A 15,493-nucleotide genomic window follows, 5' to 3' on the forward strand; every position below is an offset into this window, starting at 1 on the left:
CCGCTCAGACCCGGCCGAGCCAGCCTTCGCCGTCGATCACCGAATCGACCGCGCGGGAGATCTCCGTCGGGCCCTTGCCCTGGGCGCGCAGCTCGGAGCGCAGGAGGCCGAGCCGGGCCAGGCGGGCGCCCCAGTCGCGATGGATCAGCCGCTCGGCGGCCAGGCGCAGCCGGCCGGCCAGGCGGGGGCTCAGCCCGCCGGTCGAGATCGCCACCACCAGGTCGCCGCGGCGCACGATCGCCGGCAGGTGGAAGTCGCACAAGGCCGTGCGGTCCTCGACATTGACCAGCAGGCCGAGGCGGCGGGCGAGCAGGGCGAGGTCGGCGGCGCGGGCCTCGTCCAGGTCGGCCACCAGCAGCAGGCGCTGGGCGCCGAGATCAGCCGCGCTCGGCAGGCGCCGCCGCAGCCGGTCGCCAGCGGCCAGCACAAGGTCGGGCGACGGGGCGTCGGCGAAGACGGCGACGGTGAAGCCACCCTCGTCCAGCTGGGCCAGGCGGCGCACCGCCTTGTCGCCCCGGCCGACCAGGGCGACCGGGACCGCTTCCGGGCAGAGGGCGATCGGCAGCATCAGGCGGCCTCGGCGGTGGAGATGAGGGCGGTCAGCCGCTCCAGTCCCTGGCGGTGGCAGTAGTCGCCGAAGCCCTCGCCCGGCAGGCGCTCCTGGGCGAAGGCGGCGAAGATCGGCTCCAGCGTGGTGGCGATCGCCGCCTCCGGCACCTTCTCCGCCAGCTTGGCGTTCAGCCGCGTGCCCTCGAAATCGCCGCCGACGAACAGGGCGAAGGTGCCCGGGGTGCGGCCGACGATGCCGATGTCGCCGGCATAGGGGCGGGCGCAGCCGTTCGGGCAGCCGGTCATGCGGATGCTGAGCCGTTCGTCGATCAGCCCGTGGCGGCGCAGCACCGCCTCGAAGGAATCGATCACCGGCTCGCGGATGCGCTCGGCCTCCGACAGCGCCAGGCCGCAGGTCGGCAGGGCCGGGCAGGCCAGGGCCCAGCGCCGCACCTGGGTCAGGTCCTCGGCGAAGACCACGCCGTGGCTGCGCAGATGCGCCGCGATCTCGTCGCGCTCGCCCGGTGCGATGTCGGCGATCAGGATGTCCTGCTGCGGCGTCAGCACCGCCGGCTTGGCCCAGTTCTCGAACAGCGTGCGCAGCGCGGTGCGCAGCCGCACGGCCGGGCCGTCCTGGATCCGGCCGCTGGCCACCGGCAGGCCCAGCCAGAAGCGGCCGTCGCCCTGCTCGTGCCAGCCGAGATGGTCGGGCACCCGGAACGGCGCGTGCGGCAGCGGGTCGGCCAGGACCCGGCCGAACTGGCGCTCCAGCTCCTTCCGGGTCCAGTCCAGGCCCATGTCGTCCAGCACGTATTTCAGCCGGGCGCGCTTGCGGTCGGCGCGGTTGCCGTGGTCGCGGTACAGGCGGATCACCGCCTCGGCGCCCTGCAGCAGCTCGCCCGGCCCGACCGAGGCGATCGGCGAGCCCATGCGGGCATAGGTGCCGGGCTTGGTGTGGGTCAGGCCGTGGCCGCCGCCGAGATTGAGGTTGTAGCCCTGCAGCTGGTCGCCCTCGAACACGGCGAGGATGCCGAGGTCGTGGGTCAGGATGTCGACCGTGTTGTCCTCGGGCGCGGCCAGGCCGATCTTGAACTTCCGCGGCAGATAGGTCGCACCGTACAGCGGTTCGTCGACCGATTCGGCCGGCGCTTGGCTCTCTTCGTCCAGGAACAGCTCGTAATAGGCCCGGCTCTTCGGCAGCAGCCGCGTCGACAGGAAGCGGGCATCCGCCTCCAGCCGGGCATGCACCGCGTCGCGGATCGGCGCCGGGGTGGTCATGACATTGCGCACCACGTCGCCGCAGGCGGACATGGTGGTCAGCATCGAATGGTTGATGTCGGCGATCGTCGCCTTCAGGTTTCCCTTCAGGACGCCGTGGAATTGGATGCCCTGGCGCGTGGTAATCCGCACCGATCCGTTGGCATATCTGTCGGCGATGGCGTCGAGGGCCAGGTATTGCTCGGCCGTGATCCGCCCGCCCGGGATGCGGGCGCGGATCATGAACTGGTATTCCTTCTCCAGCCCCTGCTTCTTCCGCGCGGTCGCGGTGTCACGGTCGTACTGCTCATAACTGCCGTGGAATTTCAGCAGGTTATAGCTTTCCTCGGTGACCGAGATGCCGGGCGTGGCAAGGTCGGCGGCGATGCCGCCGCGCAGGAATCGGCTCTGTTCCTTCACGCCTTCGACGGCGGAAAGCTTCGGCGGGGCCGCGGGCGCGGCGGTCGGATCGGCGGACATCGGCGGCGGCGTTCTATCCACAATTGATGGTTGACATTAGTCTCCAGATTCACACACAGTCAACCAGCAAATGCGCTCCATTTTACAGTGAAATTGGAGAGTTTGCCGAGAATGAGCACCCGATGTCCGTCTCTGCCGCTGCACGCTCGCAGCTCGATCAGGAGCTGATCGCCGCCGAATTCGACGGGCTGGACGGGCGTGCGCTGATCGAAAAGGTATTGGCGGACCCCAGGCTCGGGCCGGTCGCCCTGGTGTCGTCCTTCGGCACGGAATCAGCGGTGCTGCTGGCCCTGGCGGCCGAGGTCGCGCCGGCCGTGCCGGTCATCTTCCTCGACACGCTGCGGCATTTCGGCGAGACTCTGCGCTACCGCGACCGGCTGGTCGCGCAGCTCGGACTCGAGGATGTACGCTCGGTCAGGCCCGACCCCGACGAAATCGCCAGACGAGACCCCGACCTGCTGCTGTTCCGGCGCGACCCCGATGCCTGCTGCGCGCTGCGCAAGGTCGAGCCGCTGGAACGCGCGCTCGCCGGCTTCGGCGGCTGGATCACCGGCCGCAAGCGCTTCCAGGCGCTCACCCGCGCCGACCTGCCGGCGGTCGAATGGGCGCCGGACGAGGGCCGCTTCAAGATCAACCCGCTGGCCGGCTGGTCGTCCGACCGGGTCGCCGCGGAATTCGAGGCCCGGGGCCTGGCGCATCATCCGCTGGAGGCCGACGGCTTCCTGTCGATCGGCTGCATGCCCTGTACCGAGCGGGTGGCGCAGGGCGCCGACCCGCGCTCCGGCCGCTGGTCTGGCCAAGACAAGACCGAATGCGGTATCCACCGCCCCGCCGATCCCGTCTCCTCCCCGGTCACGCACCTGTAGATCATGAATCATCTCGACGAACTCGAAGCGGAGAGCATCACCATTCTCCGCGAGGCCTTCGCCCGTATCGATCGGCTGGCGATGCTCTGGTCCATCGGCAAGGACTCGACCCTGATCCTGTGGCTGCTGCGCAAGGCGTTCTTCGGCCATGTGCCGTTCCCGCTGGTCCAGCTCGAGACCCATATGGAGCTGCCGGAGGTCTATGAGTTCCGCGATCGGCTGGTGCGCGAATGGAACCTGCCGCTGATCGTCGAGGACTGCCCGCCGGAGGAGCTGATGGACCAGACCCTGGCGCCCGGCGGCCGGGCGGCGGCGCGCAAGACCGAAGGGCTGAAGGCGGTGATCCAGCGCGAGGGCTTCGAGGGCATCATCGTCGGCATCCGCCGGGACGAGCAGGGCACGCGGGCGAAGGAGCGGGTGTTCAGCCCGCGCAGCTTCGAGGGCGCGTGGGATGTGGCCGACCAGCCGGCGGAATTCTGGGGCCAGTACAAGACCCGGTTCGAGCCCGGCACCCATGTCCGGATCCACCCGATCCTGAAATGGACCGAGATCGACGTCTGGCGCTACACCCAGCGCGAGGGCATCCCGATCGTGCCGCTGTACCTGGCCAAGGACGGCCTGCGCTACCGCTCGCTCGGCGAGAAGAACATCACCCTGCCGGTGGCCAGCGACGCCGACACGATCGAGGCGATCATCGCCGAGCTCGAGACCACCAAGGTCTCCGAACGCTCCGGCCGGATCATCGACAACGAGACCGAGGACGGCTTCGAACGCCTCCGCAGTGCGGGGTACATGTGACCATGGACGGAATCGTCGCCCTGCACCCGGCACTGGCCGCCGCCCGCACCCTGCGCGTCGTCATCGCCGGCCATGTCGACCACGGCAAGTCGACCCTGATCGGCCGCCTGCTGCACGACACCGGCGCGCTCGGCCCCGAGCGCGTCACGGCGGTCGAGGCGATGAGCAAGAAACGCGGCATGCCGTTCGAATGGTCGTTCCTGATCGACGCGCTGCAGTCGGAGCGCGACCAGGGCATCACCATCGACACGGCCGAGGTGCAGTTCCGCACGCCGCGCCGGCGCTACGTGCTGATCGACGCGCCGGGCCATGCCGAGTTCCTCAAGAACATGGTCTCCGGCGCCGCCGGGGCCGATGCGGCGCTGCTGCTGGTCGATGCGCGCGAAGGCACGCTGGAGCAGTCGCGCCGCCACGCCCTGATCCTCGGCCTGCTCGGCATCACCCAGGTGGTGGTGGCGATCAACAAGATGGACCTGGTCGAGTACGACCAGGCCCGCTTCCAGGCGGTGGTCGACGAGATCTCGGCCTATCTCGGCAGCGTCGGCATCACGCCCGCGGTGGTGGTGCCGCTGGCCGCCCGGCATGGCGAGAACATCGCCACCCGCTCGGCCCTGATGCCCTGGCATGACGGGCCGTCGCTGGTCGAGGCGCTGGACGGGCTGGAAGCGGCGCCGTCGCCGACCGACCAGCCGCTGCGCCTGCCGGTGCAGGACGTCTACAAATTCGACGAGCGCCGCATCGTGTCCGGCCGGATCGAGAGCGGCGCGCTCGCGGTCGGCCAGACCCTGCGCTTCGCCCCCTCGGGCAAGGTCGCGCGCATCGCCACGATCGAGAGCTGGCCGGCGGCGGAGATCACCAGCGCCCGCGCCGGCCAGGCGGTCGGGCTGACGCTCGACCCGCCGGTCTTCGTCGAGCGCGGCCAGATCGCCACCCTGGTCGAAGAGGCGCCCGAGACCGCGACCCGGCTGAAGCTGCGCCTGTTCTGGCTGGCGCGCGAGCCGCTGCGCCCCGGCGCCCGGCTGACCCTGCGCCTGGCATCCGCCGAGCACACGGTGACGGTGGAGCGCATCGCCCATGTGGTCGAGGTGCACACGCTGGAGACCCGGACGGCGGAGCTGGTGCGGCGCAACGAGACGGCGGAGATCGAGGTGGTCGGCCGCACCGCCATGGCCTTCGACCGCCACGCTGATCTGCCCGGCACCGGCCGCGGCGTGCTGGTCGACGGCTACGACGTTGTGGGCGGCGTCACCATCCTCGACGCCACCGCCGACAGCCGCCTCCTGTTCCCGACCGAGCGGCGGGTCGACGCCGCCGCCCGGCGCATCGCCAACGGCCATGCCGGCGGCGTGGTCTGGCTGACCGGCCTGTCCGGCTCCGGCAAGTCGACCCTGGCGACGGCGCTGGAATCCCGCCTGTTCGCCCGCGGCTGGCAGTCGACCGTGCTGGACGGCGATTCGCTGCGCACCGGCCTCGGCCGAGACCTCGGCTTCTCGACCGAGGACCGGGCCGAGAACGTCCGCCGCGCGGCCGAGGTGGCGCGGCTGTTCGCTGAGGCCGGGCTGATCGCGATCGTGGCGCTGATCTCGCCGGAGCGCTGGCACCGCGCCCTGGCCGGCGACGTGATCGGCGACGGCTTCCGCGAGATCTTCGTGAAGGCCGACCTGGCGATCTGCGAGCAGCGCGACCCCAAGGGCCTCTACGCCAAGGCGCGCCGCGGCGAGATCCAGGGCTTCACCGGCGTGTCCGCCCCCTATGAGGCGCCGGAGACGCCGGACCTGACGATCGACACCGGCGCGATGCCGGTGGATGCTGCGATCGACCTCCTGGAATCCTTCGCCATCACCAGCTTCGCCGGTGCCGCCAAGCGGGCCGGGGAGGACGCGGACCCGTCGATTTAGCCTGCTTTCTTCTGTCATGCCCGGGCTCGACCCGGGCATCCAGAGGCTGTCGACATCTCCTGGATTGCCGGGCTTGACCCACGGCTGTCCGGTTGAGGAAAAATCGCAACCGAAGCGTGTTTATCTTAGGTTGTTATTCTATTTTATTGTCATCCTCGGGCTTGACCCGAGGATCCAGGGCTTTCAAAGCAGCTCTCGGTGGCCCCTGGATTGCCGGGTCAAGCCCGGCAATGACAATAAAAGTTTAGTTCTTCGCCTAGATCTGCAACCCGAAAAGCTTAACCGGACAGCCGTGGGTCAAGCCCGGCAATGACAGGTAAAGAGGACAGAGCACATAGGTTGGGTTGAGCAACGCTCAACCCAACAGGGATGTTGGGTTCGCCACGGCGAACCCAACCTACGACAGCCGGCCTACCGCTTCTCGTCGATCAGCGCGCGCAGGCGTGCCATCGCCTCGTCATGGGGGACCGAGGGCTGCGTGCTGGCCAGGGCCGCTTCCACCTTGGCGCGGAACCAGCGGTCATAGGCCTCCGCCTCTTCGACCGTGGCGAACTCGGATTCGATCGGGGACAGGGCATGGCTCATGCCCTCAATATAGGGGCTTTCCAGGCCGGTGACCACCGGCCGGCCTCACTCCACCCCGGCGTCCTTGCGCAGCAGGGCGCGCAGCTCCTGCGGCAGCGAGGCCCAGTGCTGGTTGGTCAGGGCGCCGTGCAGGGCATAGAGCGCGTTGACCGTGATCAGCTCCGGCTGCGCCGCCTTCAGGCGCTGCCAGGCCTCGATCGGGCCGATGGCGCGCAGCTCCGTCTCGGTGGTGATGCCGACGGCGGCCAGCCATTCCGCGGTCTTGGGCCCGAGATTGGGCAGGGTCGAGATCGGGCGTTCCCTCACGGCCGCAGCAGCCCCATGATGTCCTGGGTCTCGGCCAGCACCGGCGCCGCGATGGCCGCGGCCTTCTCGCCGCCGCGGCGCAGCACCGCGTCGACATGGCCGGGATCGGCCATCAGCCGGCGCATCTCGCCGCCGATCGGCGCCAGCACCGCCACCGCCACGTCGGTCAGCGCACCCTTGAAGGTCGAGAACGGCGCGCCGCCGAACTCGGCCAGCACCGCGTCGACATCCTTGCCGGCCAGGGCGCCGTAGATGGCGACCAGGTTCTCGGCCTCCGGCCGGCCGGCCAGGCCGGCGGCCTCGGCCGGCAGCGGCTCGGGGTCGGTCTTGGCCCGGCGGAACTTCAGCGCGATGGTGTCGGCGTCGTCGGTCATGTTGATGCGGCTGTAGTCGGACTCGTCCGACTTGCTCATCTTCTTCGACCCGTCGCGCAGGCTCATCACCCGGGTGGCGGAGCCCAGGATCTGCGGCTCCGGCAGCGGGAAGAACTCGACGCCGTAGCGCTGATTGAAGGACTGGGCGATGTCGCGGGTCAGCTCCAGATGCTGCTTCTGGTCCTCGCCGACCGGCACATGCGTGCCCTTGTACAGGAGGATGTCCGCCGCCATCAGCACGGGATAGGCCAGGAGGCCGTGCATCGCCGTGTCCTGCTGCTTGCCGGCCTTGTCCTTGAACTGGGTCATGCGGCGCAGCCAGCCCAGCGGGGTGACGCAGGAGAACAGCCAGGCCAGCTCGCTGTGCTGGGGCACCTGGCTCTGCGCGAACAGGATGCTGCGCGCCGGGTCGATGCCGACGGCCAGCAGCGTCGCCGCCAGTTCGCGGATATGGGCGCGCAGCTCGGCCGGATCCTGCGGCTGGGTCAGCGCATGCAGGTCGACGACGCAGTAGATGGTCTCGAACTCCGCCCCGTCCTGCAGCGCCACCCAGTTCCGCACCGCGCCGAGATAGTTGCCGAGGTGCATGTTGTGGGTGGGCTGGATGCCCGAGAAGATGCGCTTCATGTCCGCCGGTGCCGCACAGGGGGTGGGGGAGGCAAGGGTTATGGCCGGGCCGGTACAGCCGGGTCAACCCGGCAGATGCTTGCGCCGCCGGAACCGCGCCAGCCCGCCGCGGTCGACCGCGCCCAGGGCCAGGCACAGGGCGGCGTAGAGCGCGGCGCCGCCGGCGATCAGCGCGGCCAGTGCCGCGCCGCCGGTCGCCGCCATGCCCTGGCGGGCCAGCAGCAGCCCGGCGGCCATGCCCAGCGCCGCCAGCGCGATCCGGCCGCCGCGCCGGCGCAGCCCGGCATCGACCGGCAGGGCGCCGCGGCGGCGCAGCGACCGGGCCAGGAGGCCAGCATTGACCCAGGCCGAGACGGCGGTCGCCAGCGCGATGCCGACATGGCCCAGCGGCCGCATCAGCAGCACGGCGCCGGCCACGGCCAGGATGGTGGCGACCAGCGCGGTGCGCATCGGCGTCGCCGTGTCCAGCCGGGCGAAGCACAGGGTCGAGAACACCCGGATCAGGATGTAGGCCGGGATGCCGGCGGCGTAGGCGGCCAGCGCCCCGGCCACGGCCACCGTCTGCTCCGGCCCGAAGGCGCCGCGCTCGAACAGCCCATGCACGATCGGTCCCGCCAGCAGGATCAGCCCGGCGGCGGCGGGCAGGCCCAGCAGCAGCCCGACTTCGATCGCCCGGCTCTGGGTCGCCGCGACATCCTCCGGCCGATCCTCGACCAGGAGTCGGGTCAGGGTCGGCAGCAGGGCGGTGCCCAGCGCGATGCCGACGATGCCGAGCGGCAGCTGGGTCAGCCGGTCGGCGTAGTAGAGGGCGCTGACCGCGCCGGCCGGCAGGAAGCTGGCGATCAGCGTGTTCAGCACCATCTGGATCTGGGTGATGCCGGTGCCGATCGCGCCCGGCCCCATCAGCACCACCAGGCGGCGCAGCCGCGGCCCGATCCTGGGCGGCATCAGCCGCACCGGCACGCCGTGGCGGCGGCAGGCCAGCGCCAGCCAGGCCAGCTGGACGATGCCGGACAGGGTGACGCCGATCGCCAGGGCCCGGCCGGGCGACCCGGCCAGCCGGGTGCCGAACAGCAGCGCCGCGATCAGCACCAGGTTGAACAGGATCGGCGCCGCGGCGAAGGGGGCCAGCCTCTCCTGCGCGTTCAGCACGCCGCCCAAGAGGGCCGAGACCGACATCAGCAGCAGATAGGGGAAGGCCAGCCGCGCATAGTCCAGCGCCAGCGCCTGGCGCACCGGGTCGGCGACGAAGCCGGGGGCGATCACCGCCAGGATCGCGGGCATGGCCAGCAGCGCCAGCAGGGTCAGCGGGATCAGCACCGCCAGCAGCGCGGCCAGAACCTCGCCGGCGAAGGCCAGCGCCGCGGCCCGGCCGCGCTCGCCCCGCTCGGCCGCGTATTGCGGCACGAAGGTGACCATGAAGGCGCCGTCGGCGAACAGGCGCCGGGCCAGGTTGGGCAGCTTGACCGCGATCACGAAGGCGTCGGCCATCGGCCCCGCGCCCAGCAGCGAGGCGGTCAGGATATCGCGGGCGAATCCGGCGATCCGGCTGACGGCCGTCAGCCCCCCGACCGTCGCCATGCCGCGCAGCAGGGACATGGGGCGAGCTTTAGCCGTCTTTTGCGGCGGCGGGAAGGCCGGCCGAGGCGGCGATTCCGGCGGCGCTTGACAGCGCGGCGGCTCGGCGAGAGATTACGCCAAATTGTATGAGGATTGGATCGGCAGGGCCGGCCCCCGGATACCACAAGACAAACCGCGAGGCGTCGCAGTCGCCTTTCACAGGGAGGAGCACATGGATTTCACCACATTGACGAGGCATCGGGCTTGATCCACCGGTGGCAGGCTGTCCGGCGCTCCGCGAGGAGCGCGCGCGGAGGCTCGCCCGCCGATCGATCCCGTGACCGTGGACAGGCCGGCTGGAACGGCTGGGCCTGCTGCGGCATCATGGGCCATCATGCGGCAACATTGCACCGGGACCATGCCGGAACGGCCGGCCCGGACGCAGAAGAGAGTAGCAGAGGGAGAAAACGGTGAAGCTGATCACATCCATCACGGCACTGGCGCTGGGGCTGTCCGCCTTCGCGCTGTCGGCGCAGGCGGCCGAAAAGGGCCTCGTCGGCGTGTCGATGCCGACCAAGACCTCGGCGCGCTGGATCGCCGACGGCGACAACATGGTCAAGTCGCTGCAGGCCAAGGGCTACGAGGCCGACCTGCAATACGCGGGCGACGACATCCCGACCCAGCTGTCGCAGATCGAGAACATGGTCACCAAGGGCGCCAAGGTGCTGGTGATCGCCGCGATCGACGGCACCACGCTGTCCTCGGTGCTGCAGCAGGCGCACGATTCCGGGATCAAGGTCATCGCCTATGACCGCCTGATCCGCGACACGCCGAATGTCGACTACTACACCACCTTCGACAACTTCCAGGTGGGTGTGCTGCAAGCCGGCTCGCTGGTCGACGCCCTCGGCCTGAAGGACGGCAAGGGCCCGTTCAACGTCGAGCTGTTCGGCGGCTCGCCGGACGACAACAACGCCTTCTTCTTCTACAACGGCGCGATGTCGGTGCTGCAGCCCTACATCGACAGCAAGAAGGTCGTGGTGCCCAGCGGCCAGATGGGCATGGACAAGGTCGGCATCCTGCGCTGGGACGCCGCCACGGCCCAGGCCCGCATGGACAACCTGCTGTCGGCCTATTACGGCGACAAGAAGGTCGACGCGGTGCTGTCGCCCTATGACGGCCTGTCGATGGGCATCATCGCCTCGCTGAAGGCGGTCGGCTACGGCTCGGGCGACCGGCCGCTGCCCTTCGTCTCCGGCCAGGACGCCGAGGTGCCGTCGGTCAAGTCGATCCTCGCCGGCGACCAGTACTCGACCGTGTTCAAGGACACCCGCGACCTCGCCAAGGTCACCGTCGACATGATCGACGCCGTGATGTCCGGCGCCGAGCCGAAGGTCAACGACACCAAGACCTACAACAACGGGGTCAAGGTGGTGCCGTCCTACCTGCTGACGCCGGTGCCGGTGACCAAGGCCGACGTCCAGAAGACCCTGGTCGACAGCGGCTACTACAAAGCCGACCAGCTGAAGTAATCTGATGTGCCCCCAGGGCCCCGCGCTTCCGGGCGCGGGGCCCTGACGTTGCGCCCGCCGCGGTCTCCGTGGCCGGCCGGCGCCCGTGGCGAGCGGAGCCAGAGGTGGATACAGTTACCGTTGATACGATCCTGGAGATGCGCGGGATCACCAAGACGTTCCCGGGCGTGAAGGCGCTCAGCAACGTCAACCTCGCGGTCACGCGCGGCGAGATCCATGCCGTGGTCGGCGAGAACGGCGCCGGCAAGTCGACGCTGATGAAGGTCCTGTCCGGCGTCTATCCCCACGGCTCCTACGAGGGCGAGATCCGGTTCGAGGGGAAGGAGCGGCAGTTCCGCTCGATCGCGGACAGCGAACACGCCGGCATCATCATCATCCATCAGGAGCTGGCGCTGGTGCCGCTCCTGTCGATCGCCGAGAACCTGTTCCTCGGCAACGAGGTGGCGTCCCGCGGCATCATCGACTGGAACGAGACGCTGGTCCGGGCCCGGGCGCTGCTGGCCAAGGTCGGGCTGAAGGAGAACCCGGCGACGCTGGTCACCAATCTCGGCGTCGGCAAGCAGCAGCTGATCGAGATCGCCAAGGCCCTGTCGAAGGAGGTCAAGCTCCTGATCCTCGACGAGCCGACGGCCAGCCTGAACGAGAGCGACAGCAACGCGCTCCTGGAGCTGCTGCTGGAGTTCAAGCGCCAGGGCATCTCCTCGATCCTGATCTCGCACAAGCTGAACGAGATCACCAAGGTCGCCGATTCGATCACCATCCTGCGCGACGGGTCGACCATCGAGACGCTGGATGCAAGAGGGGGTGGCCAGGGGGGCGGCGAGGTCGACGAGGACCGGATCATCAAGGGCATGGTCGGCCGCGACCTGACCGACCGCTATCCCGAGCGCGAGCCGAAGCTGGGCGAGACCCTGTTCGCGGTGAAGGGCTGGAGCGTCTACCACCCGCTGCATTCCGAGCGGCAGGTGATCAAGGGCATCGACCTGCATGTCCGTGCCGGCGAGGTGGTGGGCATCGCCGGGCTGATGGGCGCGGGGCGGACCGAGTTCGCGATGAGCGTGTTCGGCAAGTCCTACGGCCAGAAGATCACCGGCACCGCCACCATGCGGGGCCAGCCGGTCGATCTCGCCACCGTGCCCAAGGCGATCGCCGCCGGCCTCGCCTATGTCACCGAGGACCGCAAGCAGCTGGGGCTGGTGCTGGGCGATTCGATTCAGCACAACATCCCGCTGGCCCATCTTCCCGGCGTGGCCCGCAGCGGCATCATCGACGAGATGCGCGAACTCGGCGTCGCCTTCGACTACCGGCGCAAGCTCAACATCCGCTCCTCCGGCGTGCAGCAGCAGACGGTCAACCTGTCCGGCGGCAACCAGCAGAAGGTGGTGCTGAGCAAGTGGCTGTTCGCGGGGCCCGAGGTGCTGATCCTCGACGAGCCGACACGCGGCATCGACGTCGGCGCCAAATACGAGATCTACACGATCATCAACCAGCTGGTGGCGTCCGGGAAGGGCGTCATCGTGATCTCGTCGGAGATGCCGGAGCTGCTCGGCATGTCCGACCGGATCTACGTCATGAACGAAGGCCGGATCTGCGCCGAGATGCCGGCCAAGGACGCCTCTCAGGAAAACATCATGCGGGCGATCATGCGCTCGAGAGAACGGGTCTAAGGAAGCACGGCCATGACCACCGAAACGACCGCCCTGCAGACTCGCGCGAACACCCGGATCGGCGAGTTCCTGAAGAACAACATCCGCGAATACGCGATGCTGCTGTCGCTCGTCGCGATCATGATCATCTTCCAGGTCGCGACCGACGGCCGGCTGTTCACGCCGCTGAACCTCAGCAACCTGATCCAGCAGAACGCCTATGTCATCGTGCTGGCCTTCGGCATGCTGCTGGTCATCGTCAGCGGCCATATCGACCTGTCGGTCGGGTCGGTCGCGGGCTTCGTCGGCGCGGTCGGCGGCGCCCTGATGGTGTGGCAGGGGCTCGATCCCTGGCTCTCGGCCATCGCCTGCCTGGCGCTGGGCGCCGCGATCGGCTCGGTCCAGGGCTATTTCATCGCCTACCGCAAGATCCCGTCCTTCATCGTCACCCTGGCCGGCATGCTGGCCTTCCGCGGCCTCTGCATCATGGTGCTGAACGGCGAGCGGGCGGGGCCGGTGCCGCAGGACTTCCAGAAGATGTCCTCGGGCTTCATCGCCGAGCTGTTCGGCTCGATGCCGGAGCTGTTCTCGGGCACCGGCAAGGTCTGGATCACCACGCTCCTGATCAGCCTCGCCGTGCCGCTGATCCTGGTCTGGTTCAACGTCAAGAAGCGGCGCAACGAGATCCAGCACGGGGTGGAGCAGGAGCCGCTGCTGTTCTTCATCATCAAGAACGCGGCGACGCTGGTGGCGCTGGCCGGGCTCGGCTACCTGCTGGCGACCTATAACGGCCTGCCCAACATCCTGATCCTGATGGGCGTGCTGGTGGTGCTCTACGCCTTCGTCACCACCCGCACCACGCTCGGCCGCCGCATCTACGCGGTCGGCGGCAACGAGAAGGCGGCCAAGCTGTCCGGCATCAACACCGAGAAGCTGGTGTTCCTGACCTTCGTCAACATGGGGGTGCTGGCGGCGCTGGCCGGGCTGATCACCACGGCGCGCCTGACCTCGGCGACGCCGCAGGCCGGCAACCAGTACGAGCTCGACGCCATCGCCGCCTGCTTCATCGGCGGCGCCTCGGCCTCGGGCGGCGTCGGCAAGATCACCGGCGTGGTGATCGGCGCCTTCATCATGGGCGTGATGAACAACGGCATGTCGATCCTCGGCCTCGGCATCGACCTGCAGATGGTGATCAAGGGCCTGGTCCTGCTCGCCGCCGTCGCCTTCGACGTCTACAACAAGAACAAGGTCGGCTGAGGCTGGCACGCCGTAGGTTGGGTTCGCGTTCGCGAACCCAACATCGCGCCGCTCTATGGGTGTTGGGTTCGCTGTCGCGAACCCAACCTACAAGGACGCTACCCCCACCAGCGGTGGAAATGGTGCAGGGGCCCGTGGCCGCCGCCGACGGACAGGCGGTCGGCCGCGGCCAGCGCCCCGGTCAGGTAATCCTTCGCCTCGCGCACCGCCGTCTCCAGGTCGGGCCGCTGCGGCAGCAGGGCCGCGATGGCCGAGGACAGGGTGCAGCCGGTGCCGTGGGTGTTGCGGGTGGCGATCCGCGGCGCCGCCAGGGTCAGGGACCCGGCCGCCGAGAGCAGCAGGTCCGGGCTCTCCGCCTCCGCCAGATGGCCGCCCTTCAGCAGCACCGCCCGGGGCCCCAGCGCCAGCAGCGCCGCGGCGATCCCCGGCATCTCGTCCCGGCTCCCGGCCGGCGCGCGGCCCAGAAGATCGGCGGCCTCCGGCAGGTTCGGCGTGACCACGGTGGCCAGCGGCAGCAGCTCCTCGCGCAGCGCCGCCACCGCGTCGGGGTCCAGCAGCCGGTCGCCGCTCTTCGCCACCATCACCGGGTCGACCACCACCCGGGTCAGCCCGTGCCGGCGCAGCGCCTCGGCCACCACGCGCACGATCTCGCCGGTCGCCAGCATGCCGATCTTCACCGCGTCGATCCGGACATCGGCCAGCAGGCAGTCGATCTGCCTGGCGACGAAGGCCGCCGGCACCAGCTCCACCGCCTGCACCCCGCGGGTGTTCTGGGCGACCAGGGCGGTGATCACCGCGCAGCCATAGGCGCCGAGGGCCGAGAAGGTCTTCAGGTCCGCCTGGATGCCGGCGCCGCCCGAGGGATCGGTGCCGGCGATGGTCAGGACATTGGGGATCATCAAGCCCTCCGTCCTTCCGCCACCGCCGCGGCGATCGCCCGGGCCGCCGCTTCCGGATCGGGCGCGGCGCAGATCGCCGAGACCACGGCGACGCCGTCCGCCCCGGCCGCGATCACATCGGCGGTCTGGGCCGCATCGATGCCGCCGATGCCGACCGCGGGCAGCGGCACCAGCCGGCGCAGTACCCGGAACCCGTCGACCCCGATCGCCGGCCGGGCCTCGGCCTTGGTGGAGGTGGCGAAGACCGGGCCGATGCCGGCGTAGTCGGCGACGGCCGGGTCGACCGCCCGCGCCTCGGCCGCGTCATGCACGGTGACGCCGACGATGCGGCCGGGGCCCAGCAGGCGCCGCGCCGTCGCCGCCGGCATGTCGCGGTCGCCGAGATGGACGCCGTCGGCGCCGACCGCCAGGGCGACGTCGACCCGGTCGTTGATCACCAACGGGATGCCATGCGGCGCCAGCACCGCCTGCAGCGCTCCGGCCGCTGCGATCAGCGCCCGGGTGGTGGCGTCGGGGTCGCGCAGCTGCACGATGGTGATGCCGCCGCGCGCCGCCGCCGCGGCCACGGCGGCGACGCCGCGCGGCCCGCTCAGCCGCGTGTCGGTGACGAGATAGACCGACAGGTCGAAGCGCCGCCCCGGTTCCGATGCTTCAGCAGCCGCAGCCATTCCGCTCCTCCTCCGGCGAAGGGCGGTCGGCGATCGATCCTGAGGATCCGGGGCCCATGGCGGGCATCGCGTGACGGCTCCCTTCGCTGGCATGACCCAGATCAGGTTCGACGGGTATGATCTCAGCCCGTTCCCGGGCACCCCGTGTCACTTCCGGGTCCAGGCTCGCAAGCCGGGACGGCCGGTGTCAA

Annotated in this window: 14 protein-coding genes and 1 riboswitch; of the genes, 6 read left to right on the forward strand and 8 right to left on the reverse strand. The window is 69.9% G+C overall.

The window, feature by feature from the left end; all coding sequences use genetic code 11:
* Positions 1-4 precede the first annotated feature (4 nt).
* Together ACFW16_RS14000 and ACFW16_RS14005 are read right to left on the reverse strand one after the other, a co-directional pair.
* A complete protein-coding gene (locus ACFW16_RS14000; RefSeq protein ID WP_380305876.1) occupies positions 5-568 on the reverse strand; it encodes a bifunctional precorrin-2 dehydrogenase/sirohydrochlorin ferrochelatase in 564 nt (187 codons plus the stop codon).
* Positions 568-2,286 carry an NADPH-dependent assimilatory sulfite reductase hemoprotein subunit gene (locus ACFW16_RS14005; protein ID WP_380305878.1) on the reverse strand — a complete coding sequence of 573 codons (1,719 nt, stop codon included), beginning with the start codon at positions 2,284-2,286 and terminating at the stop codon, positions 568-570. Before ACFW16_RS14005 ends, ACFW16_RS14000 begins: the two co-directional genes overlap by 1 nt.
* A 122-nt stretch (positions 2,287-2,408) precedes the next feature.
* Here ACFW16_RS14005 and ACFW16_RS14010 point away from each other — a divergent pair, with 122 nt between their 5' ends.
* The 3 genes from ACFW16_RS14010 to cysC are packed head-to-tail and all read left to right on the forward strand — an operon-like array spanning position 2,409 to position 5,848.
* Positions 2,409-3,152, forward strand: coding sequence for a phosphoadenylyl-sulfate reductase (locus ACFW16_RS14010; RefSeq protein ID WP_380305880.1), 744 nt, complete (start codon positions 2,409-2,411; stop codon positions 3,150-3,152).
* A 3-nt stretch (positions 3,153-3,155) separates the two neighbouring features.
* Positions 3,156-3,950: a sulfate adenylyltransferase subunit CysD gene (gene cysD, locus ACFW16_RS14015; protein ID WP_380305882.1), complete on the forward strand. Its 795-nt coding sequence runs from the start codon at positions 3,156-3,158 to the stop codon at positions 3,948-3,950.
* A 2-nt stretch (positions 3,951-3,952) separates the two neighbouring features.
* On the forward strand, positions 3,953-5,848 hold the full coding sequence (gene cysC, locus ACFW16_RS14020; protein ID WP_380306080.1) for an adenylyl-sulfate kinase: 1,896 nt from the start codon (positions 3,953-3,955) through the stop codon (positions 5,846-5,848).
* 411 nt (positions 5,849-6,259) lie between these two features.
* Here cysC and ACFW16_RS14025 read toward each other — a convergent pair whose 3' ends face one another.
* The 4 genes from ACFW16_RS14025 to murJ all read right to left on the reverse strand — a co-directional run bounded on the left by ACFW16_RS14025 (position 6,260) and on the right by murJ (position 9,339).
* Positions 6,260-6,469 carry an antitoxin gene (locus ACFW16_RS14025; protein WP_380305884.1) on the reverse strand — a complete coding sequence of 70 codons (210 nt, stop codon included), beginning with the start codon at positions 6,467-6,469 and terminating at the stop codon, positions 6,260-6,262.
* A gap of 9 nt (positions 6,470-6,478) precedes the next feature.
* On the reverse strand, positions 6,479-6,739 hold the full coding sequence (locus ACFW16_RS14030; RefSeq protein ID WP_380305886.1) for a TfoX/Sxy family protein: 261 nt from the start codon (positions 6,737-6,739) through the stop codon (positions 6,479-6,481).
* Complete coding sequence (gene trpS / locus ACFW16_RS14035; RefSeq protein WP_380305888.1) at positions 6,736-7,740, reverse strand: tryptophan--tRNA ligase; 1,005 nt, start codon at positions 7,738-7,740, stop codon at positions 6,736-6,738. Before trpS ends, ACFW16_RS14030 begins: the two co-directional genes overlap by 4 nt.
* Before the next feature lie 63 nt (positions 7,741-7,803).
* A complete protein-coding gene (gene murJ / locus ACFW16_RS14040) occupies positions 7,804-9,339 on the reverse strand; it encodes a murein biosynthesis integral membrane protein MurJ (protein WP_380305890.1) in 1,536 nt (511 codons plus the stop codon).
* A gap of 431 nt (positions 9,340-9,770) precedes the next feature.
* Here murJ and chvE point away from each other — a divergent pair, with 431 nt between their 5' ends.
* From chvE to mmsB, 3 genes are all read left to right on the forward strand, one after another.
* The gene (gene chvE / locus ACFW16_RS14045) at positions 9,771-10,832 is read left to right on the forward strand and encodes a multiple monosaccharide ABC transporter substrate-binding protein (RefSeq protein WP_380305892.1); all 1,062 of its coding nucleotides are present in this window, start codon (positions 9,771-9,773) and stop codon (positions 10,830-10,832) included.
* 137 nt (positions 10,833-10,969) lie between these two features.
* Positions 10,970-12,499, forward strand: a complete 1,530-nt coding sequence (gene mmsA / locus ACFW16_RS14050) for a multiple monosaccharide ABC transporter ATP-binding protein (protein ID WP_380306082.1) — start codon at positions 10,970-10,972, stop codon at positions 12,497-12,499.
* 12 nt (positions 12,500-12,511) lie between these two features.
* Entirely contained in the window at positions 12,512-13,735 is a 1,224-nt protein-coding gene (gene mmsB, locus ACFW16_RS14055) for a multiple monosaccharide ABC transporter permease (RefSeq protein WP_380305894.1), read from the forward strand.
* A 98-nt stretch (positions 13,736-13,833) separates the two neighbouring features.
* Here mmsB and thiD read toward each other — a convergent pair whose 3' ends face one another.
* Together thiD and thiE are read right to left on the reverse strand one after the other, a co-directional pair.
* The gene (gene thiD, locus ACFW16_RS14060) at positions 13,834-14,634 is read right to left on the reverse strand and encodes a bifunctional hydroxymethylpyrimidine kinase/phosphomethylpyrimidine kinase (protein ID WP_380305897.1); all 801 of its coding nucleotides are present in this window, start codon (positions 14,632-14,634) and stop codon (positions 13,834-13,836) included.
* On the reverse strand, positions 14,634-15,302 hold the full coding sequence (gene thiE / locus ACFW16_RS14065; protein WP_380305899.1) for a thiamine phosphate synthase: 669 nt from the start codon (positions 15,300-15,302) through the stop codon (positions 14,634-14,636). The genes thiD and thiE overlap by 1 nt, the downstream gene beginning before the upstream one ends.
* 59 nt (positions 15,303-15,361) lie before the next feature.
* A riboswitch (TPP riboswitch) is annotated at positions 15,362-15,457 on the reverse strand.
* Between the last annotated feature and the right edge of the window lie 36 nt (positions 15,458-15,493).

The sequence above is a fragment of the Inquilinus sp. NPDC058860 genome (genome assembly GCF_042743185.1).
Taxonomy (GTDB): Bacteria; Pseudomonadota; Alphaproteobacteria; order DSM-16000; family Inquilinaceae; genus Inquilinus.